Genomic DNA, 23,910 nt, shown 5'->3' with positions numbered 1-23,910 from the left:
TCCCCCCATGTCGCGCGCCCTAGCCACCCATACCGACTTCATTCCCCGCCACATCGGCCCTTCCGACGCCGACCAGGCCGCCATGCTCGCCGTCATCGGCAGCCCCAGCCTGGACGCCCTGATCGACGAAGTCGTGCCGCCCAAGATCCGCAGCCAGGCCCCGCTGGCGCTGCCGCAGTCGCGCAGCGAAACCGACGTGCTGGCCGAGCTCAAGCAGATCGCCGGCCGCAACCAGGTCTACCGCAGCTACATCGGCCAGGGGTACTACGGCACCCATACGCCCAACGTGGTGCTGCGCAACATCCTCGAGAATCCCGCCTGGTACACGGCCTACACGCCGTACCAGCCCGAAATCTCGCAGGGCCGCCTCGAAGCCCTGCTGAACTACCAGACCATGGTCGCCGACCTGACCGGGCTGGACATCTCCAACGCCTCGCTGCTGGACGAAGGCACGGCCGCGGCCGAAGCCATGACGCTGGCGCGCCGCAGCGCCAAGTCCAAGAGCCAGGTGTTCTTCGTCTCGCGCCATGTGCACCCCCAGACCCTCGAAGTCGTGCGCACGCGCGCCGAGGGCCTGGACATCGAACTGGCCGTGGGCGACGAGGCCGAAGGCCTGCCCGAGTGCTTCGGCGTGCTGCTGCAGTACCCGCACAGCACCGGCTCGGTGGCCGACTACCGCAAACTGGCCGAGGCCGCGCACGCGCAGGGCGCGATCGTGGCCGTGGCCACCGACCTGCTGGCGCTGGCCCTGCTGGCCGCGCCGGGCGAGTGGGGCGCGGACATCGCCATCGGTTCGGCCCAGCGCTTCGGCGTGCCGTTCGGTTTCGGCGGCCCGCATGCCGGCTTCATGGCCTGCAAGGACGCCTTCAAGCGCAACATGGCCGGCCGCCTGGTCGGCGTGTCCAAGGACGCGCAGGGCAACCCGGCTATGCGCCTGGCGCTGCAGACGCGCGAACAGCACATCCGCCGCGAGAAAGCCACTTCCAACATCTGCACCGCGCAGGTGCTGCTGGCCGTGATGGCCGGCATGTACGCCGTCTGGCACGGCCCGGCCGGCATCCGCCGCATCGCCGAGCGCGTGCAGCGCAGCACCGCCATTCTGCGCGCCGAGCTCGTCAAGCTGGGCGTGAAGGTCGCCAACGACACCTTCTTCGACACGCTGCTGCTCGAAACCGGCGCGGCCACGCCCGCCATCGTGACGGCGGCCGACTGCGCCCGCATCAACCTGCGCCGCGTCGACGGCGCGCGCCTGGCCGTGTCGCTGGATGAAACCGTGACCGCCGCCGACCTGCAGGCGCTGGTCAACGTCTTCGCCGCCGGCCTGCAGCGCGACGACGTCGAACTCGACCTCGACGCGCTGGACGCGGCCGCCGCCGGCGGCATTCCGGCCGGCCTGGCGCGCGAAAGCGCGATCCTGGCGCATCCGGTGTTCTCCAGCGTGCAGTCCGAGACCGACATGCTGCGCTATCTGCGCAAGCTGGCCGACAAGGACCTGGCCCTGGACCGCACCATGATCCCGCTGGGTTCGTGCACCATGAAGCTCAACGCCACGGCCGAGATGATCCCCATCACCTGGCCCGAATTCGCGCTGATCCATCCGTTCGCGCCGGCCGAGCAGAGCAAGGGTTACGTCGACCTGATCGACCGCCTGTCGGCCGCGCTGTGCGAAATCACCGGCTACGACAACATCAGCCTGCAGCCGAACTCCGGCGCGCAGGGCGAATACGCCGGCCTGCTGGCGATCCGCGGCTACCACCAGGCCAACGGCCAGCACCAGCGCAACATCTGCCTGATCCCGGCCTCGGCGCACGGCACCAACCCCGCCTCGGCCCAGCTGGCCGGCATGGATGTGGTGGTGGTGGCCTCGGACGCCAACGGCAACGTGGACCTGGCCGACCTGCGCGCCAAGATCGCCCAGGTGGGCGACAAGCTGGCCGCGCTGATGATCACCTATCCGTCGACCCACGGCGTGTTCGAGGAAGCCGTCACCGAAATCTGCGACCTGGTGCACCAGGCCGGCGGCCAGGTCTACCTGGACGGCGCCAACATGAATGCCATGGTCGGCGTGGCCAAGCCGGGCAAGTTCGGTTCCGACGTGTCGCACCTGAACCTGCACAAGACCTTCTGCATCCCGCACGGCGGCGGCGGCCCGGGCGTGGGTCCGGTGGCGGTGCGCGCGCACCTGGCGCCGTACCTGCCGGGCGTGGTCAACGAGCAGGGCAAGCTGTCGGGCGACGCCAAGGTCGGCCCGGTCTCGGCCGCGCCCTTCGGCTCGGCCGGCATCCTGCCCATCCCCTACGTGTACATCGCGCTGATGGGCGCCGACGGCCTGCGCCGCGCCACCGAAGTGGCCATCTTGAACGCCAACTACATCGCCACGCGCCTGCGCGACCACTACCCGGTGCTGTACGCGGGCCGCGACGGCCGCGTCGCGCACGAGTGCATCCTGGACGTGCGTCCGCTCAAGGAAACCAGCGGCATCAGCGCCGAGGACATCGCCAAGCGCCTGATGGACTACGGCTTCCATGCGCCGACCATGAGCTTCCCGGTCGCCGGCACGCTGATGGTCGAGCCGACCGAATCGGAAGGCCGCGCCGAGCTGGACCGCTTCATCGACGCCATGATCTCGATCCGCGAGGAAATCGCCCAGATCGAGCGCGGCGAACGCGACCGCGAGGACAACGTCCTGAAGAACGCGCCGCACACCGCGCAGATGCTGCTGGCCGAAGAATGGCTGCACGACTACCCGCGCCAGCAGGCCGCCTATCCGGTGGCGTCGCTGCGCGAGGCGAAGTACTGGCCGCCGGTGGCGCGCGTGGACAACGCCTACGGCGACCGTAATCTGGTGTGCGCCTGCTTGCCGGTCGAGGCCTACGCGTAACCCGCCGCCCGGCGCACGCCGGCAAAAAAAATCCCCCATCGAAAAAACGATGGGGGATTTTTTATTCCTGACGCGCTGGCTTAGCGCGCCGGCGTCGCCTCGATGGTGGCGGAGAAATCCTCCACGATGCTGAAGTAGGTGTTCAGCATGATCTGCAGGTTCTCCTTGCCGATGCCGCCTTCGGCGTTCATGTCCATCTGCAGCACGGCCTGGTTTTTGTCGTCCAGGTAGGCGCGGGTCCAGCGGTATTGCTGGTTCCAGGCGTTGATGGCCTTGAGCGAGACCGGCTTCTTGCTGCGGAAGGTCGCGGTGGCGACCAGGTCCTGGCACTGTTCGGTGAAGTCGTTGCACAGGAGCTGCATGCGCAGGTCGCTGGCGCCCGTCTGGGCCGGGTCGATGATCAGCACCGGGCCTTCTTCGCCGTCTTCCTTGCGGGTCGAGTACGCCATGTCGGTCAGCATGGCGTTGACGGTGTCGAGGTCGAAGTCCTGCATCAGCTCGGCCGGGCTGGCCGTCGCGGCGGGCTCCAGCTCGCCGCCCAGCGTCGGGTCTTCCGGCTCGCCTTCCTCGTCCATGCCATTCATGCCGGCGGCGCCCAGCAGGCCGGCGAACAGCTCCTCGGCCGGGATCTTGGTGCCGTTGAGGTCGCCCATGCCGTCGGCGAAGGTGAACTTGCCGATGATGTTGTCGCCGTCGTTCTTGCCGACGTTGAGCATTTCGGCCATGCCGGACACCGAGCGCATCTGCTCGTCGGCCTGGCCGCCGGCGGCGACTTCGTCCAGCCCCTCCTGCTTGATGGCGTACTGCACCATCAGGTCGCGCACCATGGGCTTGGAGATGACCAGCGTGGCGTCGATCTTCTTGATGGCCTGGACCGCGATTTCCTGCGGCGTCAGGTTCTTCACGTCCTTCGGGTTGGCCAGGTCCAGCGCGAAGGTCAGCTTGCTTTCGCCCTTGGCGGTCTTCCAGCTGATCGGGTCGATGCTGAAGGAGGGGTTGCCGCTGAGCAGCTTGCCGGCGTTGTCCAGCAGCACGTCGAACTGCTCGTCCTGCAGGCCCTCGTCGCTGGCGCCCATCATGACCTGGCGCAGGATCTGGTTATAGGTGTCCGACAGCTGCTTGACGGCCGGGCCGTCCAGCTTGGCCAGCCGGATGACGGCCTGGCCATTGCCCAGCGCCACGTCGTTGAGCACGATGTCGCCGGTCTGGTAGGTGGCCTCGGCGCTCAGGGTCTTGTCGTCCTCGGTCAGCTTGACGCCGTAGCCCAGGTTGTCGAGCGAGACCTTGACGTCTTCGTCGGGCCTGGCGATGTCGAGGCGCTTGACCTTGAGGCTGGAGTCGCCGATGGACAGGCCGAACTTGCCCATGCGGCTGTCGATGTCCATGGTCAGGCCGGCGACCGTCATCTTGATCGGATCGTCGGACTTCTCGCCGTCGACCGACAGCTTTTCCATCAGCGCATGGGCGGTGACGGCCTGCAGCTTGCGGTCGAAGGTGCCGTTGATGGTCATGCCGCTGAACTCGGCCTTGGTGCCTTCGTGCTCGACCTGCACCGGCGCGATCCGGGCGCTGGAGGTAGCCTGGCCGCCGAAGCTGATGATGGCGTCGCCGGCCACCGGCGTCACGTTCTTGGTCAGCTCGAACAGTTCCTTGAGGTTGTCCGTCTTGGCCACTTCGGTGCGCACGAAGGCCAGCTTGGGCGCGATCGCGCCCTGCGCCACGGCGCTCTTGGGGAAGGGGCCGTGCTCGATGGCGGTGTCGAATTCGACCATGCCTTCGGGCATGTCGGAATCCTTGTCGCTCTTGACGAAGGACAGGCCGTAGCGCGCCTGGGTCGAGAACAGGCCGCGCTCGTACTTCAGTTGGTCGATGCGCAGGCCGAACAGCGGCGTGATCTTGGCCAGCTTTTCATTGGCCTCGGCCAGATGACGCTGCGAGCTTTCTTCGATGCGCTTGCCGGTGTACCACGTGGCGCCTACCCAGCTTCCCGCTCCCACTATGACCACGCCGAGGGTGATCGCTACGCTCTTTTTCATCGTTCTGCTTATATCGTTGATTATCTAGTTGTATTCATCGGCCTGTCAGGCCCGCGGCGAGTATACCGAGGCGGCAGGGCGGCCGAGCGCGCGTGCAGTTACAGAAGATTTCAAAATGAAAGCCGGCGCTGGGCGCCGGCCTTTCAAGCGCGAGCTTGGGGGGCTACAGCGGGTCCAGCGGATAGATCGGACGGCGCACGTTCTTGAATTCGAGTTCGCCGTAATCCGAGGTCGTGACGCCCACGCCGGTGCATTCGATGACGGCCGTGGCCATGTCGGAGAAGCCCGCGCGCCAGTGCACGCGGCTCTTGAGCACCACGTAGCGCTTTTGCAGCGGGTCGATGCCGGCCGACAGCAGGCAGTTGACGTCGAAGGGTTCCTGGTGGCGCGACACCACCACGATCTCGACGCGGCCGGTGTCGATCACCACGGTCAGGCCGGTGTCGTTGCGCACGCCGCGGTACATGGGGCCGCGGTTCAGATAGACGCCGTCGAACACCAGCTTGACCCGGCCGGTGACCGCCAGCGGTTCGCTGGGCTGCTTGATGGCGGGCATGGCCATCTTGCCGCCCAGTTGCAGCGTGACGTTGCTGCCGACGCCGGCGGCGGCCGCCTGCTGCGCGGCCTGCGGATCGCAGATCGCGTAGAAGACGACGTTGTCCAGCTCCTGGCGCAGCACTTCGGCCAGCACCGCGGTGGTGTCCATGGTGCCGCCCGAGCCGGTGTTGTCGTAATGGTCCAGCAGCACCACCGGGCCTTGTTCGATGGCCTTGGCGCGGGCGATGGTGGGCGCCAGCGGCTCGGGATGGAACACCCAGTCGGCGCGCCCGGCCCAGGCGCGTTCGAGCAGCTCGTCGCGGTGGCGTTCGGCTTCGTCCAGCTTGCCGTCGGTACAGACCACGGCGCTCAGGCCGGCCTGCGCGATGTCGGCGTGCGGAAAGCCGACGAAGACCGAGGCGGCCAGCACGCCGGCGGCTTCCAGCTCCTTGCAGCGCGCCTGCAGCGGCTGGTTGGGCGCGGCATGGGTGCCCTGGCGCATGATGTGCGGCAGCATGGGCTTGTTGGCCCAGGCCATGACGGGCTTGATCTCGCCTTTCAGGGTGCGCGCGATCACGTCGGCGGCGCGCACGCCGGCCTCGCGGATGTCCACGTGCGGATAGGTATGGAAGCCGCTGACGACCGTGGCGTTGCGCACGATGTCGTCATAGATGTTGGCATGCATGTCCAGCGTGACGCCCACCGGCGTGACCGGATCGATCTCGCGCAGCCGGCGCAGCAGGTCGCCCTCGGCGTCCTCCACGCCCTGCGCGACCATGGCGCCGTGCAGGTCCAGCAGGATCGCGTCGAAACCGCCGCGCGCCACTTCGTCCAGCACCAGCCGGCACAGCTGCTCGTGCGTCTGCGCGCTGGCCGGGCCGCTGGGCCAGGATTCCGCCGCCACCGGCACCACGATTTCGGCGCCTTCGCGGCGCGCCACTTCGATATAGCCGCCCAGGCCGCTGTCGGTGTTCTCGTAGGCCTTGATGGCGCGCTCGCCGGCCAGGATTTCGGGATTGCCGCGGAAGAAGCGTTCAAGCGGGGTGGGCACGGGCGAGAACGTGTTCGTCTCGTGCTTGATCATTGCCAAAAGCCAGCGCATGGGGATTCCTGTCGGGTTGGGGGGAAAGAATCAGGCCTCGGGCGGCTGCGGCCAGGGGTGCTGCGCCGGGCGCATCCGTTCCCAGGCGCGCGCCATGCGCAGCACGCCCAGGTCGTCGAAGCGCGGGCCGGCGATCTGCAGGCCGATGGGCAGGCCGGCCCGGGTGTAGCCGCAATTGACCGAGGCCGCGGGCTGTTCGCTCATGTTGTAGGGCAGGGTGAAGCCGATGTGGTGCATGGTGGTGGCGACCTCGTTGGTGGGCGAGGGCCATTCGGCGTTGTAGGCCACCACCGGCGCCACGGGCGAGATCACGTAGTCGTACGGCGCGCAGGCCGCGACGGTGCGCGCGCGCACGTTGAGGGTCTCGTAGTAGCTGCGGAACACGGCTTCGCCGGACTGGCCGCCGCCGCTTTCGGCCCAGGCGCGGATGAAAGGCAGGATGCGGGCGCGGCGTTCCTCGGGCAGCGCCGCCAGGTCCAGCGCCGAACGGGTGCGCCAGAAGCGGTCCACGCCGTCCAGCATGTCTGGGGTCATCCAGGGCTGCATGGGCGTGACGATGGCGCCGGCGGCCTCGAAGGCGCGCGCCGCGGCCTGCACCGCGTCGAGGATTTCGGGGTCCACCGGCAGGCCGCAGCCCGCATCCAGCAGCAGGCCGATGCGCAGGCCGCGCAGGTCGCGCTCCAGGTCGAGCCAGTCGAAGGCCTGGTAGGGCAGGCTCATGTGGTCGCGCGCGTCGGGCTGCGACAGCACGCCCATCATGAGCGCGGCGTCGGCGACCGTGCGGGTCATGGGGCCGGCGCAGCGGCCCATGAACGGCGGGTCGATGGGAATGCGGCCCAGGCTGGGCTTGAGCGTGGCGACGCCGCACCATGCCGCCGGCAGCCGCACCGAGCCGCCGATGTCGGTGCCGACGTGCAGCGGGCCGTAGCCGGCCGCCGCCGCCGCGCCTGCGCCGGCGCTGGAGCCGCCCGGGTTCTTGGACAGGTCCCAGGGGTTGCGCGTCAGTTCGTGGAAGCTGGACAGCCCCGAGGACAGCATGCCGTAGTCGGGCATGGTGGTCTTGCCCAGCAGCACGGCGCCGGCCTCGCGCATGCGCGCGGCCGGCGGCGCGTCGGCGGCCGCCGGCGTCAGGTCGGTGGCCGCCGTGCCCAGCGGCACCGGCACGCCGCGGGTGGCGATGTTTTCCTTGATCGTGGACGGCACGCCGTCCAGCGAGTAGCCGCCGGCCGACAGCGGCTGGCCCTTCATCCAGCGGGCTTCGGACGCGCGCGCCGCCTCCAGCGCGGCGTCGGGGTCCAGCGCATAGGTGGCTTTCAGGCGCGGCTCCCAGCGCCCGATGTGCTCGAGCACGGAGCGCGTGGCCTCGACGGGCGACAGGGTCTTGTCGCGATAGGCCTGGATAAGCTCGACGGCGGACAGTTCATGCGGTTGCGGCATTTCGGTTCCTGTAGCGTATCAATGCGTCATGGCGCGGGCGCCATGCCGGCCGACAGCGGCCGGAAATTGCGGAAGTCCCAGTCTCGTCCGGGCGCCGCGTCGATCAGGGCGCGGGTGTATTCGTGGCGCGGTTCGGTCAGCACGGTTTCGGCCGTGCCGGTCTCTACCACCTTGCCGCGCTGCATCACCATGATGGTGTCGCAGATCTGCGCGGCCACGCGCAGGTCGTGGGTGATGAACAGCACGCCCACGCCGGTGCGCTGGCGCACCTGCTCCAGCAGCTCCAGCACCTGGGCCTGCACCGACACGTCCAGCGCCGACACGGCCTCGTCGGCCACCAGGATTTCCGGGTCCATGACCAGCGCGCGCGCGATGCAGATGCGCTGGCGCTGCCCGCCCGAGAACTGGTGCGGATAGCGCCGCATCGCGTCCGGGCTCAGGCCCACCACGGCCAGGGTCTCGCCGGCGCGCTTGAGGGCCTGTTCGCGCGGCACGCCGAAATTGAGCAGGCCCTCGATGATGGACTCGCCGATGGTGCGGCGCGGGTTGAGCGAACGGTAGGGGTCCTGGAACACGATCTGGATGCGGCGGCGCACCGGTCGCAGCGCCGCGCCCGACAGGGTGCTGAGGTCTTCGCCGCCCATCATCATGTGGCCGGCGCTGGGCTCGATCAGGCGCACGATGCAGCGCGCCACCGTGGACTTGCCCGAGCCGGATTCGCCCACGATGCCCAGGATCTCGCCCTTGCGCAGCGTCAGGTTGACGTCGGCGGCGGCGACGATGTCGCGCGCGGACTTGCGCGACAGCAGCGCGCGCTTGCCGCCGTAGGTGCGGCCCAGGCCCTTGACGTGCAGCACCGGCATGCCGGAGGGGGCCTCGCGGCGCGCCGGCACCAGGCTGGGCACCGACGACACCAGGCGCCGCGTGTAGGACTGCTTGGGCTCGGCCAGGATCTCGTGGCGCGTGCCGCTTTCGACCAGGTCGCCGCGGTTCATCACGACGATGCGGTCGGAGATTTCGGCCACCACGCCGAAGTCGTGGGTGATGAACAGCACGGCCGTGCGGTGCTTGACCTGCAGCTCCTTGATGAGCGCCAGGATCTGCTTCTGGGTGGTGACGTCCAGCGCGGTGGTGGGCTCGTCGGCGATCAGCAGCTTGGGCTCCAGGATCAGCGCCATGGCGATGACGATGCGCTGGCGCTGGCCGCCCGACAGCTGGTGCGGATAGGAGTCGTAGATGCGCTCCACGTCCGGCAGGTGCACCGACTGGAACATCTCCAGCACCTTGGCGCGGCGCTCGGCGGCCGACATGTTCTTGCGGTGCAGGCGCAGCACCTCGTCGACCTGCTTGCCGACCGTGTGCACCGGGTTGAGCGCGGTCATGGGTTCCTGGAACACCATGGCCATGCGGGTGGCGCGCATTTCGCGCAGACGGCGCTGGGTGGCGCCGACCACGTCTTCGCCCTCGACCCGGATCGAACCGGCGCTGACGGCCAGCACGCCCGGCGGCAGCAGGCCCATGACGGCCAGCGACGTGACCGATTTGCCGGAGCCGGATTCGCCGACGACGCACACCGTTTCGCCGGCGTGCACGTCCAGGCTGAGGTTGCGCACCACGCGGTTGCCGGCGCCGGCGACTTCCACCGACAGGTTGCGGATGGCCAGCACGGCGGACGAGGTGTCGCCCGCGGGGGGAGTGGGGGTATAGGTCATCGGCATCAGATCCTGCGCACCATTTTCGGGTCCAGCGCGTCGCGCAAGGCGTCTCCCAGGATGTTCACGCTGAGCACGGTCAGCGACAGGAACAGCCCGGGAAACAGAATCAGCCCGGGCAGCATGCGGAAATACATGCGGCCTTCGGACATGATGTTGCCCCACGAGGCGATCTCCGGCGGGATGCCCGCGCCCAGGAAGCTGAGGATGGCCTCGGTCAGCATCGCGGAGGCGAAGACGTAGGTGCCCTGCACGGTCAGCGGCGCGATGGTGCTGGGCACCATGTGGCGCCACAGCAGCAGCGGCAGCGGCGTGCCCAGGGCCAGCGCGGCCTCGACGTAGGGCTCGCCGCGCACCGTCAGGATCTGGCCGCGCACCAGCCGCACCACGCGCGGGATTTCCGGGATGGTGATGGCCACCAGCACGGTGGCCAGGCTGGCGCCCGTGACCGACACCAGGGCGATCGCCAGCAGGATGCCGGGGATGGCCATGATGGCGTCCATGGTGCGCATGATGATCCCGTCGAGCGAGCGGAACCAGCCGGCGATCACGCCGATGACCAGCCCGATCGCGACGCTGACCACCGCCGCGCCCAGGCCCGCGATGAGCGAGACGCGCGCGCCGTAGGCCACGCGCGACCAGACGTCGCGGCCGAAGGCGTCGGTGCCGAACAGGTAGTCGGTGAAGGGCTGCTTCAGGCGCGCGCCCGGATTGATGAGCGTGGGATCGACCGTGCCCAGCAGCGGGGCGAACAGCGCGATGACGACGATGGCGGCCAGCACCGCCAGCGCCAGCATGACGGGCCAGCTTCTGAGGCCCTGGCGGATCTGCCGCCAGGCCGTGGTCTGAGGATTGCCGCCGCCGGGCAGGTCGGCGACGTCGGTTGGCGTTTGCATGGTTCGGACCCCTACCTAGTATCTGATGCGCGGGTCGAACACCGTGTAGGCGCAATCGACAACCAGATTGATGAACACGTAGACGAACGCGAAGAACAGCGTCAGGCCCTGGATGACCGGATAGTCGCGCGCGAGCACGGCCTCCACCACCAGCCGGCCCAGGCCGGGGATGTTGAACACCGATTCGGTCACGACCACGCCGCTGATCAGCAGCGCGATGCCCAGGCCCACCACCGTGGCGATGGGCACGGCCGCGTTGCGCAGTGCGTGTCCCAGCAGCACGCCGGTCTCGCCCAGGCCCTTGGAGCGGGCCGTGCGGATGAAGTCCTCGCCCATCACTTCGATCACGCTGGTGCGCGTGATGCGCGCGATCAGCGCCACGTAGACCGTGGACAGCGCCAGCGACGGCAGGATCAGCCGGTGCAGGTACGGCCAGAAGCCCTTGGCCAGCGGCGTATAGCCCTGCACGTTGAACCAGCCCAGCTTGATGGCGAACAGCCAGATCAGCACGTAGCCGGTGACGAACACCGGCACGGAAAAGCCCAGCACCGAGAAGCCCATCACCGCGCGGTCCAGCAGCCGGCCCTGGCGCCAGGCCGCGAGTATGCCCAGCGGAATGGCGACGATCAGCGTGAAGACGAGGGTCAGCACCGCCAGGCTGAGCGAAGGCTCCAGGCGCTGGCCGATGAGCTTGGTGACCGGCACGCCGGACATGAGCGAGGTGCCCAGGTCGCCCTGCAGCAGCCTGCCGCCCCAGAGAAAGAACTGTTTTGCGACCGGCTGGTCCAGGCCCATCGTCTGCCGTATCTGCTCGATACGTTCAGGCGTGGCGCCGTCGCCGGCCATGATGATGGCCGGGTCCCCCGGGCTGAAGCGCAATATCGCGAAGACCACCACCGCGACCATCACCAGAACGGGGATGGTCGCGAGGAGCCGGCGCGAGACGAATGCCAGCATGTAATACCCCTTCAACAACGCTGCCCGTCAAGGGGCTTTCTTGACGTTCCAGAACGCGAACACCGGCGCGTGCACCAGGCCCGAGAGCTTGGCCGAATACACCGTGGGCACGGACATCTGGCCCAGCGGCACGTACAGGCCCTCGTCGATGCCGATGCGCTGCACTTCGTCGGCGATCTTCTTCTGCTCGGCCGGATCGGAGGTCAGCGCCATCTTGGTGCGCAGTTCCTCGATCTTGGGGAAGTCGGGCCAGCCGAACCAGGCGTTGTCGCCGTTGGCGGCGGCCGGGGCCGAGCGCACCGGGTCCATCACGTCGGTGGCGTACCAGTTGGTGTTGTGGATATTCCAGCCGCCTTCGGCGGGCGCGGCCTTGGAGGCGCGGCGCGTGGCCACGCTCTGCCAGTCCATCGCCGCCAGGTTGACGTTGAAGCCGGCCTTGCGCAGGGCCTGGGCCATCACCACGGGCTGGGCCGACAGCGTGCCCACGTCGGTGGCGTGCATCAGCAGCACCGGCGTGTTGTCGTAGCCCGCTTCCTTCAGCAGGGCCTTGGCCTTCTCGATGTTGGACGGCACCACCATGTCCTTGCCGATGTCGCTTTCCAGCGGCGTGCCGCAGCCCCACAGCGAAGCGCAGGTCTTCCAGTACTTGGGATTGCCCACCAGCGCCTTCATCACGTCTTCCTGGCCGATGGCGTACATGGCGGCCTGGCGGATCTTCTTGTTGTTGAACGGCGGGTACTTGAAGTTGAAGCGGTACATCGTGAAGTAGCCGACCGGGCTGAGGGATTCTTCCTTCAGGTCGGGGTTGCCTTCGATCATCGGCAGCAGGTCGTAGGGGAACTGCTCGACGAAATCGATTTCACCGCCCAGCAGCGCGTTGGCGGTGGTCAGGGCGTCGGGCATGACGTCCCATTCGACCTTGTCGACGTTGACCACCTTGCCGCCGGCCAGGCCGCTGGCGGGTTCCTTGCGCGGCACGTAGTCGGTGTTCTTGGCGTAGACGGTCTTCACGCCCGGCTTGAACTCGACGACCTTGAACGGACCCGAGCCGGTCATGTCGGTGATGGGCTGGCCGATGGCCAGGTCGGCGATGCGCTTGGGCATCATGAAGGGCGCGGTGCCGGTGGGCTTGGACAGGGCGCGCAGCGCCAGGTCGGTGGGCTCCTTCATGACGATGCGGAAGGTCTTGTCGTCGACCACCTCGATCTTGTCGGTGAACTTCATCAGCGTGCGGCCCATGCCGTCGCCGGCGGCCCAGCGCTTGATCGAGGCCACGCAGTCCTCGGAGGTCACGGGCTTGCCGTCATGCCATTTCTGGCCGTCGCGCAGCGTCATGGTGTAGGTCTTGCCGTCGGGCGAGACCTCCCATTTTTCGAGCATCTGGGGCTGGATCTTGTTGTCGGCGTCGGTCGCCAGCAGGGTGTCGTAGATCATGTAGCCATGCCACGTCGTGATGTACGCGGTGGTGGCGTGCGGATCGGTCAGGCGCAGCGGCGAGTGCATTACCGTTTTGATCACGGTCTCGGCATAGGCGCCGTGAGCCGCCATGAGGGTTGCGCCGGCCAGCGCGGCGGCTCGGACGAACTTCAGCATGAATCTTCCCCTTGATGCGTCAATGAGCGGCGCTCTCGCGCCGCTGCGTCGTTGATCCGCCCCGCGAGAGGCGGCGTGCGAGGTTCAGGCGGTAGCGGGCCGGCCCGCGAAGACCGGTCCGCAAGGCGCCATTCTGATGCCCGGACGCAACCGTGTCCACGGTTGTTTCGCGGCGTCCATCAGCATGGAGCCGGGCGCTGCGCACACCAGTATCGTCTGCGCGATGGAAGTGAAATCCGCGCGGAAGTGCGCGGAGCTCTTGACCACCAGGATCGCCGCACGCCGCGGTTCCACGCCCGCGAAACGGAACATTTCCTGGTCCGCCATCTGCACCTTGTTGGAGGCGACGACGATGCGTACGCCGCCGATGCGCAGACAGGCGCTGGGGCCCAGGTCCATGTGGAATCCGCGGTAGAACGCGCCGTGCGTATCGAAGCGCCCATCCGAAGTTTTCTCGACTATGAATTCGGTGTCCAGCGGTTCGTCCTCGGGTATTCCCGAGTGTCCACCCAATGCAATCCGGATCTTCTTCCCGACGCCCGCGCGGTGCGCGGCCAGCGCGGCGGCCGGATCGACGATCAGGCCGATGGCGGCGTCGCGCGCGTCGTGCCGGATCAGCGCGCGCAGCAGCCCGGTGGTGTCCGAGCTGCCGCCGGCGCCGGGGTTGTCCTGCGCGTCGGCGATGACCACCGGTTTGGAGGCCTCGCGCGCGATGCGCATGGCTTCCTGCACGGCTTCGTCCGGCGTGTAGAGGCGCCCGCCGAAATCGCGTTCCGCGTTGAGCACGGCGCGCGTCATCTCGTCGGCCGCGGCGTCGGCCTCGGCCTGGGTCTGGCCATAGGCCCACACCGTGGGCGCGCATTCGGGAAAGTCGGCCGCCGGAAAGCCGGTGGCGAACGAAAGGCTGAGCGCGCCGCGCGCCTCGATCTCGCCCACCAGCTGGTACAGGCTGCGCGAGGGCTCGATGTCGGTCGATTGCCAGCACAGCGAAATCAGGTAGGGCAGCGAGCGCAGCGCCGCGCAGGGCCGCGGCTCGCCGGCCAGGCGGCGCGCCAGCAACTGCGCGGCGCGCTGCCCGGTCTCGGCCATGTCGACGTGGGGATAAGTGCGATAGCACACCAGCGCGTCCGCGTGGCGCACCATGGCGCGCGTCACGTTGGCGTGCAGGTCCAGGCTGGCCACCACCGGCACGTCCGGTCCCACCAGCTCGCGCACGCGCCTGAGCAGCTCGCCTTCGCCGTCGTCCAGGTGCTCGGTGACCATCGCGCCGTGCAGGTCCAGATAGACCCCGTCCAGCGGCCCCGCCTGCGACAGCCCCTGCAGGATCATGGCGCTGATGCGCTCGAACGCATCCTTGGTGACCGGCCCCGACGGACTGGCCGCCGCCCAGGTCGTCGGCACCAGCACATGCCCGCCCATCGCCTCGATGAACCCGGCCACCGGTATGTTGGCCCCCGCCACCGCCTGGAACATCGCCGCCCCGCTGACCAGCTTCGGCCAGCCGCCGCCCTTCTCGGCAAAGTCCTCCCACGCCGCGCGCGAAGGCGCGAACGTATTCGTCTCATGCTGAAAACCGCCGATCCCGATACGCATCAAAATCCCCCAGTCTCCAAACGCAGGAAGGCGCGGGAATCACCCGCGCCTCCCTGCGAACCCCTACACAAAAAGCAAACCGCCCCAAACCACCAGGCCCTCCCCAAGCCGGGTCGCGCGGATCCGGCTCCGCCGGTCCGCAGCGACGCCCCCCTGGGGGGGAAGCGCGTAAGCGCTTCGGGGGGGACCATCACTTGGCTACAGGCATCGTGAATTCAGCGCCCTTGGAAATACTGTCCGGCCAGCGCTGCATCACGCTCTTGTAGCGCGTATAGAAGCGGATGCCTTCCTCGCCGTAGGCGTGGTGGTCGCCGAACAGCGAGCGCTTCCAGCCGCCGAAGGAATGCCAGGCCATGGGCACCGGGATCGGCACGTTGATGCCGACCATGCCGACCTTGATCTGGCGGGCGAAGGCGCGCGCCACGCCGCCGTCGGACGTGAAGCAGGCCACGCCGTTGCCGAACTCGTGGGCGTTGATCAGGTCCACCGCGGTGGCGAAGTCCGGCACGCGCACGATGCACAGCACCGGCCCGAAGATCTCTTCGCGGTAGATGTTCATGGCGGGCTTGACGTTGTCGAACAGCGTGCCGCCCAGGAAAAAGCCCTTCTCGTTGCCGGCCACCTTCAGGTCGCGGCCGTCGACCACCAGGTCGGCGCCGGCGGCGATGCCGTCCTCGATATAGCCCAGCACCTTGCCGCGGTGCTGCGCCGTCACCAGCGGGCCCATTTCGGCGTCGGCCTGCATGCCGTCCTTGACCACCAGCGCCTTGACGCGCGGCGTCAGGCGTTCGACCAGCTCGTCGGCCACGTCGCCCACGGCCACCGCCACCGAGATGGCCATGCAGCGTTCGCCGGCCGAGCCGTAGGCCGCGCCCATCAGCGCGTCGGTGACCTGGTCGAGGTCGGCGTCGGGCATGACCACGAGGTGGTTCTTGGCCCCGCCCAGCGCCTGCACGCGCTTGCCGCGGCGCGTGCCTTCGGCGTAGATGTATTCGGCGATGGGCGTGGAGCCGACGAAGGACAGGGCCTCGACGTCGGGGTGCGCGATGAGCGCGTCCACCGCCTGCTTGTCGCCCTGCACCACGTTGAACACGCCGGGAGGCAGGCCGGCCTCGGTCAGCAGTTCGGCCAGGCGCAGCGAGGCCGACGGGTCGCGTTCGGAAGGCTTGAGCACGAAGGTGTTGCCGCAGGCGATGGCCACCGGGAACATCCAGCACGGCACCATCATGGGAAAGTTGAACGGCGTGATGCCGGCCACCACGCCGAGCGACTGGCGCATGCTCCAGTTGTCGATGCCGCCGCCGATCTGGTCGGTGTACTGGCCCTTGAGCAGCTGCGGAATGCCGCAGGCGAACTCCACGATCTCGATGCCGCGGGTGACTTCGCCCTTGGCGTCGGAGAACACCTTGCCGTGCTCGCGCGTGATGAGTTCGGCCAGTTCGTCCTGGTGCTGGTCGAGCAGCGCCTTGAAATTGAACAGGATGCGGGCGCGCTTGAGCGCCGGGGTTTCGGACCAGGCCGGGAAGGCCGCGCGGGCGGCGGCCACGGCCAGCGCCACGTCCTCGTTGGAGGCCAGCGGGATGGAAGAAGTGACCTCGCCGGTGGCGGGGTTGAAGCCGTCGGCGTAGCGGCTGCTGCTGCCGTCGTAACGCTGGCCGTTGATGAAATGGGGAATCGTCTTCATGGGTGCAAAGCTCAAGGCGGGAAACGGATGAAAAGCGGGGCGGCCGTCCGCCCCGCGCGGCTTAGGCCACTTCCTTCAGGACCTTGCCGATCTGCTCGAAGATCTGGCCGATCTGGGCCTCGTCGATGATCAGCGGGGGCGAGACGGCGATGATGTCGCCGGTGTAGCGCACCATCAGGCCGCTGTCGAAGCAGCGCTGGAACACTTCGGCGGCGCGGGCGCCCGGGGCGCCGTCGCGCGGCGCCAGCTCGACGCCGGCCACCAGGCCCAGGTTGCGCACGTCGATCACGTGGGGCGCGCCCTTCAACGAATGCGCGGCCTCCTGGAAGGCGCCGGACAGCTTGCGCGCGCGGGCGAACAGGTCCTCGCGGCGGTACACGTCCAGGGTGGCCAGGATGGCGGCGGCGGCCAACGGGTGCGCCGAATACGTATAGCCGTGGAAGAACTCGATGCCGCCGGCCGGGCCGTTGACGATGGCGTCATGCACCTCGCGCTTGACGGCGACGGCGCCGGCGGGCACCGAGGCGTTGCTCACGCCCTTGGCCATGGCGATGAGGTCGGGTTTCACGCCGAAGTACTCGGAGGCGGTGGCCGCGCCCAGGCGGCCGTAGGCGGTGATGACCTCGTCGAAAATCAGCAGGATGCCGTGCTTGGCGGTGATTTCGCGCAGCTTTTCCAGGTAGCCCTTGGGCGGGATCAGCACGCCGGTCGAGCCTGCCATGGGTTCGACGATCACGGCGGCGATGGTGGAGGCGTCGTGCAGCGCGATGATGCGTTCCAGCTCGTCGGCCAGGTGGGCGCCCCAGGCGGGCTGGCCCTGGGAGTAGGCGTTCTGCTCCAGGTTGTGGGTGTGGGGCAGGTGGTCCACGGCCGGCAGCAGCGCGCCGGAGAAGGTCTTGCGGTTGGCCGAGATGCCGCCGACCGAGATGCCGCCGAAGCCCACGCCGTGGTAGCCGCGCTCGCGGCCGATCAAACGGGTGCGCTGGCCGTCGCCGCGGGCGCGGTGGTAGGCCAGCGCGATCTTCAGGCAGGTGTCGACCGATTCCGAGCCCGAGTTGGTGAAGAACACGCGGTCCAGGCCCTCGGGCATCAGGCCGGCGACGGCGGTGGCGGCTTCGAAGGCCAGCGGGTGGCCGAGCTGGAAGCCCGGCGCGTAGTCCATCGTGGCCGCCTGGCTGGCGATGGCCGCGACGATTTCCTCGCGGCCGTGGCCGGCGTTCACGCACCACAGGCCGGCGGTGCCGTCCAGCACCTGGCGCCCGTCGGCCGAGGTGTAGTACATGCCCTTGGCCTTGGCCAGCAGGCGCGGCTGCGCCTTGAACTGTTTGTTGGCGGTGAAGGGCATCCAGAGATGGGACAGGTCGGGCAGGGCGGGGGCGTTCATGGCGGCTCCTGAAATAGGTGGACGCCGGGCCGGCGCGGCGATCGCGCAGCCAGCGGCATGCAGACGATTCTGGTGCGTACGCCGGGGAATGCAAATATACGATCCGCGCAATTGCCGCTAACTGTATAGTTATAAACGGCACAACTGTACAGTTATCTCCGTGATCGATTTCCAGCCCATCCGCGCCCGCGGCCAGGCCCCGAGCCTGGTCGAACAATTGGCGGCCGCCATCCTGCAAGGCATCGAGGCGCAGACGCTGCGCCCGGGCATGGCGCTGCCTTCGGTGCGCGAGTGCGCGCGCCAGTACGGCGTCAGCACGTTCACCGTGGCCAGCGCCTACAGCCGGCTGGTGTCGCAGGGCTGGCTGGCGGCCCGCCCGGGCGCCGGCTACCGCGTCGCCACGCCCGACGCGCCGGCCCGTCCGGCCCGGGCCCCGGCATGGGAGCCGCCGCGGCTGAACGCGGCCTGGCTGCTGTCGGACATCTTCGCCGACCACTCCATCCCCATCAAATCCGGCTGCGGCTGGCTGCCCGGCGAATGGCTGAACGAGGAAGGGCTGCACCTGGCCCTGCGCCACATGGGCCGGGTGCCGGCCATGCGCATCGCGAACTACGGCCACCCCTACGGCTACGCGCCGCTGCGCGACACCATCGCCGCCAGCCTGGGCGCGCAGGGCATGGAGGTCGAGGCCTCGCAGGTGGTGCTGACCCAGGGCGTGACCCACGGGCTGGACATGGTGATACGCACGCTGCTGCGTCCGGGCGACACCGTGCTGGTGGAGCAGCCGGCCTACGCCAACCTGCTGCAGATGCTGCGGCTGGCGGGGCTGCGCGCGGTGGCCGTGCCGCGCACGCTGGACGGCCTGGACTGCGAGGCGCTGGACGCCGCCGTGGCGCGCCACCGGCCGCGCGCGCTGTTCATCAATACCGTGCTGCAGAATCCGTCGGGCGCCAGCATCGGCATGGCCAACGCCTTCCGCATCCTGCAGGCGGCCGAGCGCCACGGGCTATGGGTGATCGAGGACGACATCTCGCGCGAACTGGCGCCCGGCGTGACGCCCATGCTGGCCGCGCTGGACGGGGCGCGCCGGGTGGTCTACCTGGGCGGCTATTCCAAGGTCATCAGCCCGTCGGTGCGGGTGGGCTACGTGGTCGCGCACCGCGACCTGGCGCGCGACATCGCGCGCACCAAGATGGCGGTGGGCCTGACCTCGCCGGAAATCATGGAGCGCATCGTGCACCAGGTCATCCGCGAAGGGCGCTACCGCGCCCACATCGCCCGCACCCGCGAACGCCTGGCCGAGGCCCACGCAAGCGTGGCGCAGCTGATGGCGCAGCACGGCTTCGAGGTCTACGGACGGCCGCAGGGCGGCCTGTTCCTGTGGGCTCGGCCGGGCGGGCAATGGCGCGAACGCGGCGCCAGCGGCCTGGCCGAACTGGCGCTCAAGGACGGCATCTGGCTGGCGCCGGGGTCCTACTTCGAGGTGGACGAGGCCGATACCCCGTGGATACGGTTCAACGTGGCGTATTCGGATGCGCCCGAGTTGTGGCGGTTCATGCGGAATACGGGGGCGTGGGACGGGTGACCCTAAGCGGCGCGCTCGTACGTGACGAAATCGTATTCGTAGCCGTTTTCGGCCGGCTGCGGGGCGCGCGCGGTTTCCTTCCACTGGAAGGCCGGCAGCAGCGGGAAGAAGGCGTCGCCCTCGACCTGGGCGTGGACTTCGGTGGCCAGCACGCGCTGCGCCAGCGGCAGGGCCTGCGCGTAGATCTGGGCGCCGCCGATGACGTAGGCCTGCGCCGCGTCGCCGCAGGCTTCGATGGCGGCCTGCAGCGTGGCGACCACGATGGCGCCCTCGGCGCGCAGGTCGGGATTGCGGCTGATCACGATGTTGCTGCGGCCGGGCAGGGGGCGGCCCAGCGAGTCCCAGGTCTTGCGGCCCATGATGATGGGGTGGCCCAGGGTGCTGCGCTTGAAGTGCGCCAGGTCGCCCGGCAGTTTCCAGGGCAGGGCGTTGTCGCGGCCGATGGCGCGATTGGTGGAATAGGCGACGATCAGGGTGAGGCTGGCGGACATGGGAAGACGGGTTCGGATGGATGCCCTAGCGTAGCAAATTCCACTAGTCGGCGGCGTGCTCCAGGAAATCCTCGGCCGGCATGGGCTTGCCCAGCAGAAAGCCTTGCAGCGAATCGCAGCCCAGCCCGGTCAGGAAGTTCTGCTGCGCGGCCGTTTCCACGCCCTCGGCCACGATGCGCAGGTTGAGCTGCTGGGCCAGGGCGACGATGGCCGACACGATGGCGGCGTCCTCGTCGTCGTTCTCCAGCTGGTTGACGAAGCCGCGGTCGATCTTCAGCTCGGTCGCCGGCAGGCGCTTCAGGTAGAGCAGGCTGGAATAGCCCGTGCCGAAATCGTCGATGGAAATCGCCACGCCCAGCGCCGACAGGCGCTTGAGCACGGCCAGGCTGGCCTCGGCGTCGCGCATGGCGGTGGATTCGGTCACTTCCAGCGTCAGGCAGGCCGGCGGCACGCCGTGCCGCTGCAGGGCCGCGCGCACCGTCTCGACCAGGCCGGCATGGGCGAACTGCAGGGCCGAGATGTTGACGGCGATGCTCCAGTGGCGCTGGCCGGCGTCGATCCAGGCGCGCATCTGGCGGCAGGCCTCGTCGATGACCCATTCGCCGATGGGCAGGATCAGGCCGGTCTTTTCCGCGATGGGGATGAACTGGTCCGGACCGACCAGCCCGCGCGTGGGGTGGTTCCAGCGCAGCAGCGCCTCGGCGCCGACCAGCGGACCGGACGGGGCCTGGTACTTGGGCTGATAGTGCAGCACGAACTGGTTGCGCTCCAGGGCCATGCGCAGGTCGTGCAGCAGTTCGATCTGCTGGTGGGCGTCGGCGTTCATGGACGGCTCGAAGAAGCTGTAGCCGGTGCCGCCCAGGCGCTTGGCGTGGTACATCGCGGCGTCGGCGTTGGTCAGGAGCGCGTGGATGTCCTCGCCGTCGTTCGGATAGATGGCGATGCCGACGCTGGAGGTCACCAGCACTTCGTGCCCGTAGACCGTGACCGGGCGCGCGATGGCGTCGATCAGGCGGTCGGCCACGTTGGCGGCGTCGGTGGGTTCGACCACTTCGCTGAGCACGATGAATTCGTCGCCGCCCAGCCGCGCCACGGTGTCCTGCGTGCGCAGCGTCTGGCGGATGCGCTGGGCCAGGTCGATCAGCAGCGCGTCGCCCGTGTGGTGGCCATAGGCGTCGTTGACCGCCTTGAAGCCGTCCAGGTCGAAGAACAGCACCGCGAAATAGCCCTTGCGCCGGCTGGCGCTTTCCATGGCCTGCTCCAGCCGGTCTTCCAGCAGGATGCGGTTGGGCAGCTTGGTCAGCGTGTCGTGCAGCGCCAGCTGCACCAGTTCCTCGTTGGCCTCGGCCAGCGACGAGGCCAGCGCCGAGGTGCGCTCTTCCATCCGGTTGTCCAGCACCGCGACCAGCAGCGCGATGACCAGCACGCTCAGGGTCACCGCGGTCACGGCGATGGCCAGCCAGCCGGCCGAGATGCCGCTGTTGGCGGCCATGCAGATGCTGCCTTCGGGAAAACCGGCGGCGGCCATGCCGGTGTAGTGCATGCCCACGATGGCGATGCCCATGACCACGGCCGCCAGCGGGCGCGACCACAGCATCCGCGGCCCGCCGTGGCGCAGCCGGTACGTGATCCACAGCGCGGCGCCGGAGGCGCCCACCGCGATCAGGATGGACAGCGCGAACCATTTCGCGTCGTAGATAATGCCCGGCGTCATGCGCATCGCGGCCATGCCGAGGTAGTGCATCGCCGCGATGCCGGCGCCCATCAGCAGCGCGCCGGCCGCCAGCCGGCGGCCGGGCAGCTCGTCGCGGCTGACGGTGCGCAGCGCGAACGCCGAGCAGCCGATCGCGATGGCCAGCGACAGCAGCGTCAGCGGCAGGTCGTAGCCCATCGGGATCGGCAGGCTGAACGCCAGCATGCCGATGAAATGCATGGACCAGATACCCACGCCCATCGCGAAGGCCCCGCCCGCCAGCCAGTAGCGGGCCGCCGGCTGGCCGCAGGCGGCCCGCACCCGGTTGGCCATTCCCAACGCCGTATACGAAGCCAGGATGGCGACTCCCAGGGATACGAGGACGAGCGAAGGGTTATACGTTCCAACGAGCATGTGTGGGTCCTGTCCTTAGCGCATACAGCGGCCGCGCGGGCTTCAACTCAAATCAATTGGTAGTCAATGGTTGCAATTCGATCGCAGGCTGGCCCTGGCTGCCGTTCGGGCGCTGCGCGTGTTCTCAGGTCGGGATAGGGAAGACGGCCGGGCCAGGCCGGCGGCAGGCGCCGCCGGGCGGCGGGTCAGGGTTGGTCAGGGTTGGACGCGCAAGGGCGCTGGCGCGCGTCCATGGCCAAGGGTTGGGTTATACCGAAATCGCGCTGCCAGATGCTCACCAATCCTCACCGGCACCCGGCGCGGCGACGGGCTACACGGCCATGGCCGCGGTCAGGGGAGCATGGTGGCGGTAGCCGGCCAGGGAAAAGTCGCCCGGCTCCACTTTTTCCAGCCATTCGGGTTCGTAGCGCCCGGTGACCGCGAAGTCGGGGATGCGGTCCGACAGCACCAGCCGCGGCGCTTCGTAAGGCTCGCGCGTGAGCTGCTCGCGCAGCATGGGCAGGTGGTTTTCGTAGATGTGGGCGTCGCCGATGAAGTACGAGAACCAGCGCGGCGTGTAGCCGGTCAGCCGGCCGACCAGATGCAGCAGGGCCGCGCCTTCGGTCAGGTTGAACGGCGTGCCCAGGCCGACGTCGTTGGACCGGATGTACAGGCACAGCGAGATCTCGCGGGTGGTCGCGTTCGGCAGGAACTGGTAGAGCAGGTGGCAGGGCGGCAGCGCCATTTCCTCGATCTGCGCCCAGTTCCAGCCGTGGAACAGGATGCGGCGGTCGCCCGGGCGCTCGTGGATGGTGTCCAGGCATTGCCGCAGCTGGTCCACCGCCTTGTACAGCAGCACCTTGGGCCGGCCGTCCTCGTTCAGGTCGGCCACCTTGGCGTAGCCGCGCGCCAGCGCGTCGGCGATCTGGCTGTCCCGGGCTGCGTCCAGCACCTTGTAGGCGGGCCACTGGCGCCATTGCACGCCGTACACCGGGCCCAGGTCGTCGGGGCCTTCGCGGTACGGGTTGGCCAGCCACTGGCTGTTTTCGTTGGCGTTCTGGTCCCAGACCTTGCAGCCCAGCTCGCGGAATTCGGCGGCGCTGCGCGAGGCGCGCAGGAAGCCCACCATTTCGCCGATGGCGGACTTGAACGCCAGTTTCTTGGTGGTGACCGCCGGAAAGCCCTGCTGCAGGTCGAAGCGCAGCGCGGCGCCCGGCATGCTGAGCGTGCGGATTCCGGTGCGGTTTTCCTGCCACGCGCCGGTGTCCAGGATGGTTTGAACGAGGTCCAGGTATTGTTTCATGGCGGGACGCAGACTGGCCGCCGCGATCGGATCGCGGCGGCGCGGATGAAGATGGGCAATATCGGGATTACACCACGGGGGCGTGGTTCAGGCGGCGGCGGGGGCTTCGTGGGTGTCGACAATGTCGACCGAGAAGGTCAGGGCGGCCGTTTTTTCCAGCATGGCCGAGGCCGAGCAGTATTTCTCGTGCGACAGCTGCACCGCGCGCTCGACGGCCGCGCGCGGCAGGTTGCGGCCGGTGACCGTGAAGGCGAAGTGGATGCGCGTGAACACCTTGGGATCGGCGTCGGCGCGCTCGGCCTGCAGCTTGACGCTGCAGCCGGTGACGGCATGGCGGCCGCGCTTGAGGATCAGCACCACGTCGTAGGCGGTGCAGCCGCCGGTGCCGGCCAGCAGCATTTCCATCGGGCGGGGCGCCAGGTTGTGGCCGCCGCCGTCCACCGCGCCGTCCATCACGGCCACGTGGCCGCTGCCGGTGCTGGCGGTAAAGAGCATGCCGTTGGGGCCGCCCCAGTCGATCGTGCATTCCATGTTGTCGAGTCCTTGAGCTTGAGCGCAGTCAATGGTCGATGATACCTGTTGCGTACAATTTGAGGCATGAGAGCCCCGCCCCGCATCAGGGGCAGGGGCGCC

The 23,910-nt window shown here is 68.7% G+C and carries 16 protein-coding genes; 2 read left to right on the top strand and 14 right to left on the bottom strand.

The features are described from left to right. Positions 1-7: 7 nt before the first annotated feature. Positions 8-2,881, top strand: a complete 2,874-nt coding sequence (gcvP, locus tag C1I89_RS18195) for an aminomethyl-transferring glycine dehydrogenase (protein ID WP_102774031.1) — start codon at positions 8-10, stop codon at positions 2,879-2,881. Between the two features lie 80 nt (positions 2,882-2,961). Here gcvP and C1I89_RS18190 read toward each other — a convergent pair whose 3' ends face one another. The 10 genes from C1I89_RS18190 to C1I89_RS18145 all read right to left on the bottom strand — a co-directional run bounded on the left by C1I89_RS18190 (position 2,962) and on the right by C1I89_RS18145 (position 17,812). After that, positions 2,962-4,917 (bottom strand): DUF945 family protein, encoded by a 1,956-nt coding sequence (locus C1I89_RS18190; RefSeq protein ID WP_102774030.1) that lies wholly within the window; start codon positions 4,915-4,917, stop codon positions 2,962-2,964. A gap of 163 nt (positions 4,918-5,080) precedes the next feature. Next, positions 5,081-6,556, bottom strand: coding sequence for a M81 family metallopeptidase (locus C1I89_RS18185; RefSeq protein WP_102774029.1), 1,476 nt, complete (start codon positions 6,554-6,556; stop codon positions 5,081-5,083). A 30-nt stretch (positions 6,557-6,586) separates the two neighbouring features. After that, on the bottom strand, positions 6,587-7,993 hold the full coding sequence (locus tag C1I89_RS18180) for an amidase (RefSeq protein WP_102774028.1): 1,407 nt from the start codon (positions 7,991-7,993) through the stop codon (positions 6,587-6,589). Positions 7,994-8,019: 26 nt separating this feature from the next. Next, on the bottom strand, positions 8,020-9,705 hold the full coding sequence (locus C1I89_RS18175) for an ABC transporter ATP-binding protein (protein WP_102774027.1): 1,686 nt from the start codon (positions 9,703-9,705) through the stop codon (positions 8,020-8,022). A 5-nt stretch (positions 9,706-9,710) separates the two neighbouring features. After that, positions 9,711-10,601 (bottom strand): ABC transporter permease, encoded by an 891-nt coding sequence (locus C1I89_RS18170; RefSeq protein WP_102774026.1) that lies wholly within the window; start codon positions 10,599-10,601, stop codon positions 9,711-9,713. A gap of 15 nt (positions 10,602-10,616) precedes the next feature. Then, positions 10,617-11,558 (bottom strand): ABC transporter permease, encoded by a 942-nt coding sequence (locus C1I89_RS18165; RefSeq protein ID WP_102774025.1) that lies wholly within the window; start codon positions 11,556-11,558, stop codon positions 10,617-10,619. 27 nt (positions 11,559-11,585) lie between these two features. Next, positions 11,586-13,151 (bottom strand): ABC transporter substrate-binding protein, encoded by a 1,566-nt coding sequence (locus tag C1I89_RS18160; RefSeq protein ID WP_102774024.1) that lies wholly within the window; start codon positions 13,149-13,151, stop codon positions 11,586-11,588. An 84-nt stretch (positions 13,152-13,235) separates the two neighbouring features. Continuing rightward, positions 13,236-14,744, bottom strand: coding sequence for a M81 family metallopeptidase (locus tag C1I89_RS18155; protein WP_102774023.1), 1,509 nt, complete (start codon positions 14,742-14,744; stop codon positions 13,236-13,238). Positions 14,745-14,934: 190 nt separating this feature from the next. After that, entirely contained in the window at positions 14,935-16,428 is a 1,494-nt protein-coding gene (locus C1I89_RS18150) for a CoA-acylating methylmalonate-semialdehyde dehydrogenase (protein WP_102774022.1), read from the bottom strand. Positions 16,429-16,489: 61 nt separating this feature from the next. Beyond that, on the bottom strand, positions 16,490-17,812 hold the full coding sequence (locus tag C1I89_RS18145) for an aspartate aminotransferase family protein (protein ID WP_168202184.1): 1,323 nt from the start codon (positions 17,810-17,812) through the stop codon (positions 16,490-16,492). A 160-nt stretch (positions 17,813-17,972) separates the two neighbouring features. On the opposite strand from C1I89_RS18145, the gene C1I89_RS18140 reads away from it, so the two are divergent. Then, entirely contained in the window at positions 17,973-19,397 is a 1,425-nt protein-coding gene (locus tag C1I89_RS18140) for an aminotransferase-like domain-containing protein (protein ID WP_102774021.1), read from the top strand. Positions 19,398-19,399: 2 nt separating this feature from the next. On the opposite strand, the gene C1I89_RS18135 is transcribed toward C1I89_RS18140, so the two are convergent. The 4 genes from C1I89_RS18135 to C1I89_RS18120 form a co-directional block, all read right to left on the bottom strand. Then, complete coding sequence (locus C1I89_RS18135) at positions 19,400-19,888, bottom strand: dihydrofolate reductase (protein WP_102774020.1); 489 nt, start codon at positions 19,886-19,888, stop codon at positions 19,400-19,402. A gap of 43 nt (positions 19,889-19,931) precedes the next feature. Continuing rightward, a complete protein-coding gene (locus C1I89_RS18130) occupies positions 19,932-21,995 on the bottom strand; it encodes a putative bifunctional diguanylate cyclase/phosphodiesterase (RefSeq protein WP_102774019.1) in 2,064 nt (687 codons plus the stop codon). A 310-nt stretch (positions 21,996-22,305) separates the two neighbouring features. Further along, positions 22,306-23,277, bottom strand: coding sequence for a thymidylate synthase (locus C1I89_RS18125; protein ID WP_102774018.1), 972 nt, complete (start codon positions 23,275-23,277; stop codon positions 22,306-22,308). Between the two features lie 87 nt (positions 23,278-23,364). After that, a complete protein-coding gene (locus C1I89_RS18120) occupies positions 23,365-23,808 on the bottom strand; it encodes an OsmC family protein (RefSeq protein ID WP_102774017.1) in 444 nt (147 codons plus the stop codon). Positions 23,809-23,910: the final 102 nt, after the last annotated feature.

Origin of the sequence: Achromobacter pulmonis (assembly GCF_002885955.2) — a bacterium.
Lineage (GTDB): Bacteria > Pseudomonadota > Gammaproteobacteria > Burkholderiales > Burkholderiaceae_B > Achromobacter > Achromobacter pulmonis_A.
Note: the sequence above shows the minus strand (reverse complement) of the source record. Positions and strands in the feature narration are given on the sequence as shown.

Bases quoted from the DNA above. Each gene is read 5' to 3' on its own strand.
- gcvP (WP_102774031.1), top strand. From the start codon at position 8: ATGTCGCGCGCCCTAGCCACCCATACCGACTTCATTCCCCGCCACATC.
- C1I89_RS18180 (WP_102774028.1), bottom strand. From the start codon at position 7,993: ATGCCGCAACCGCATGAACTGTCCGCCGTCGAGCTTATCCAGGCCTAT.
- C1I89_RS18130 (WP_102774019.1), bottom strand. From the start codon at position 21,995: ATGCTCGTTGGAACGTATAACCCTTCGCTCGTCCTCGTATCCCTGGGA.
- C1I89_RS18120 (WP_102774017.1), bottom strand. From the start codon at position 23,808: ATGGAATGCACGATCGACTGGGGCGGCCCCAACGGCATGCTCTTTACC.
- C1I89_RS18185 (WP_102774029.1), bottom strand. From the start codon at position 6,556: ATGCGCTGGCTTTTGGCAATGATCAAGCACGAGACGAACACGTTCTCG.
- C1I89_RS18145 (WP_168202184.1), bottom strand. From the start codon at position 17,812: ATGAACGCCCCCGCCCTGCCCGACCTGTCCCATCTCTGGATGCCCTTC.
- C1I89_RS18155 (WP_102774023.1), bottom strand. From the start codon at position 14,744: ATGCGTATCGGGATCGGCGGTTTTCAGCATGAGACGAATACGTTCGCG.
- C1I89_RS18190 (WP_102774030.1), bottom strand. From the start codon at position 4,917: ATGAAAAAGAGCGTAGCGATCACCCTCGGCGTGGTCATAGTGGGAGCG.
- C1I89_RS18160 (WP_102774024.1), bottom strand. From the start codon at position 13,151: ATGCTGAAGTTCGTCCGAGCCGCCGCGCTGGCCGGCGCAACCCTCATG.
- C1I89_RS18150 (WP_102774022.1), bottom strand. From the start codon at position 16,428: ATGAAGACGATTCCCCATTTCATCAACGGCCAGCGTTACGACGGCAGC.
- C1I89_RS18170 (WP_102774026.1), bottom strand. From the start codon at position 10,601: ATGCAAACGCCAACCGACGTCGCCGACCTGCCCGGCGGCGGCAATCCT.
- C1I89_RS18125 (WP_102774018.1), bottom strand. From the start codon at position 23,277: ATGAAACAATACCTGGACCTCGTTCAAACCATCCTGGACACCGGCGCG.
- C1I89_RS18165 (WP_102774025.1), bottom strand. From the start codon at position 11,558: ATGCTGGCATTCGTCTCGCGCCGGCTCCTCGCGACCATCCCCGTTCTG.
- C1I89_RS18175 (WP_102774027.1), bottom strand. From the start codon at position 9,705: ATGACCTATACCCCCACTCCCCCCGCGGGCGACACCTCGTCCGCCGTG.
- C1I89_RS18135 (WP_102774020.1), bottom strand. From the start codon at position 19,888: ATGTCCGCCAGCCTCACCCTGATCGTCGCCTATTCCACCAATCGCGCC.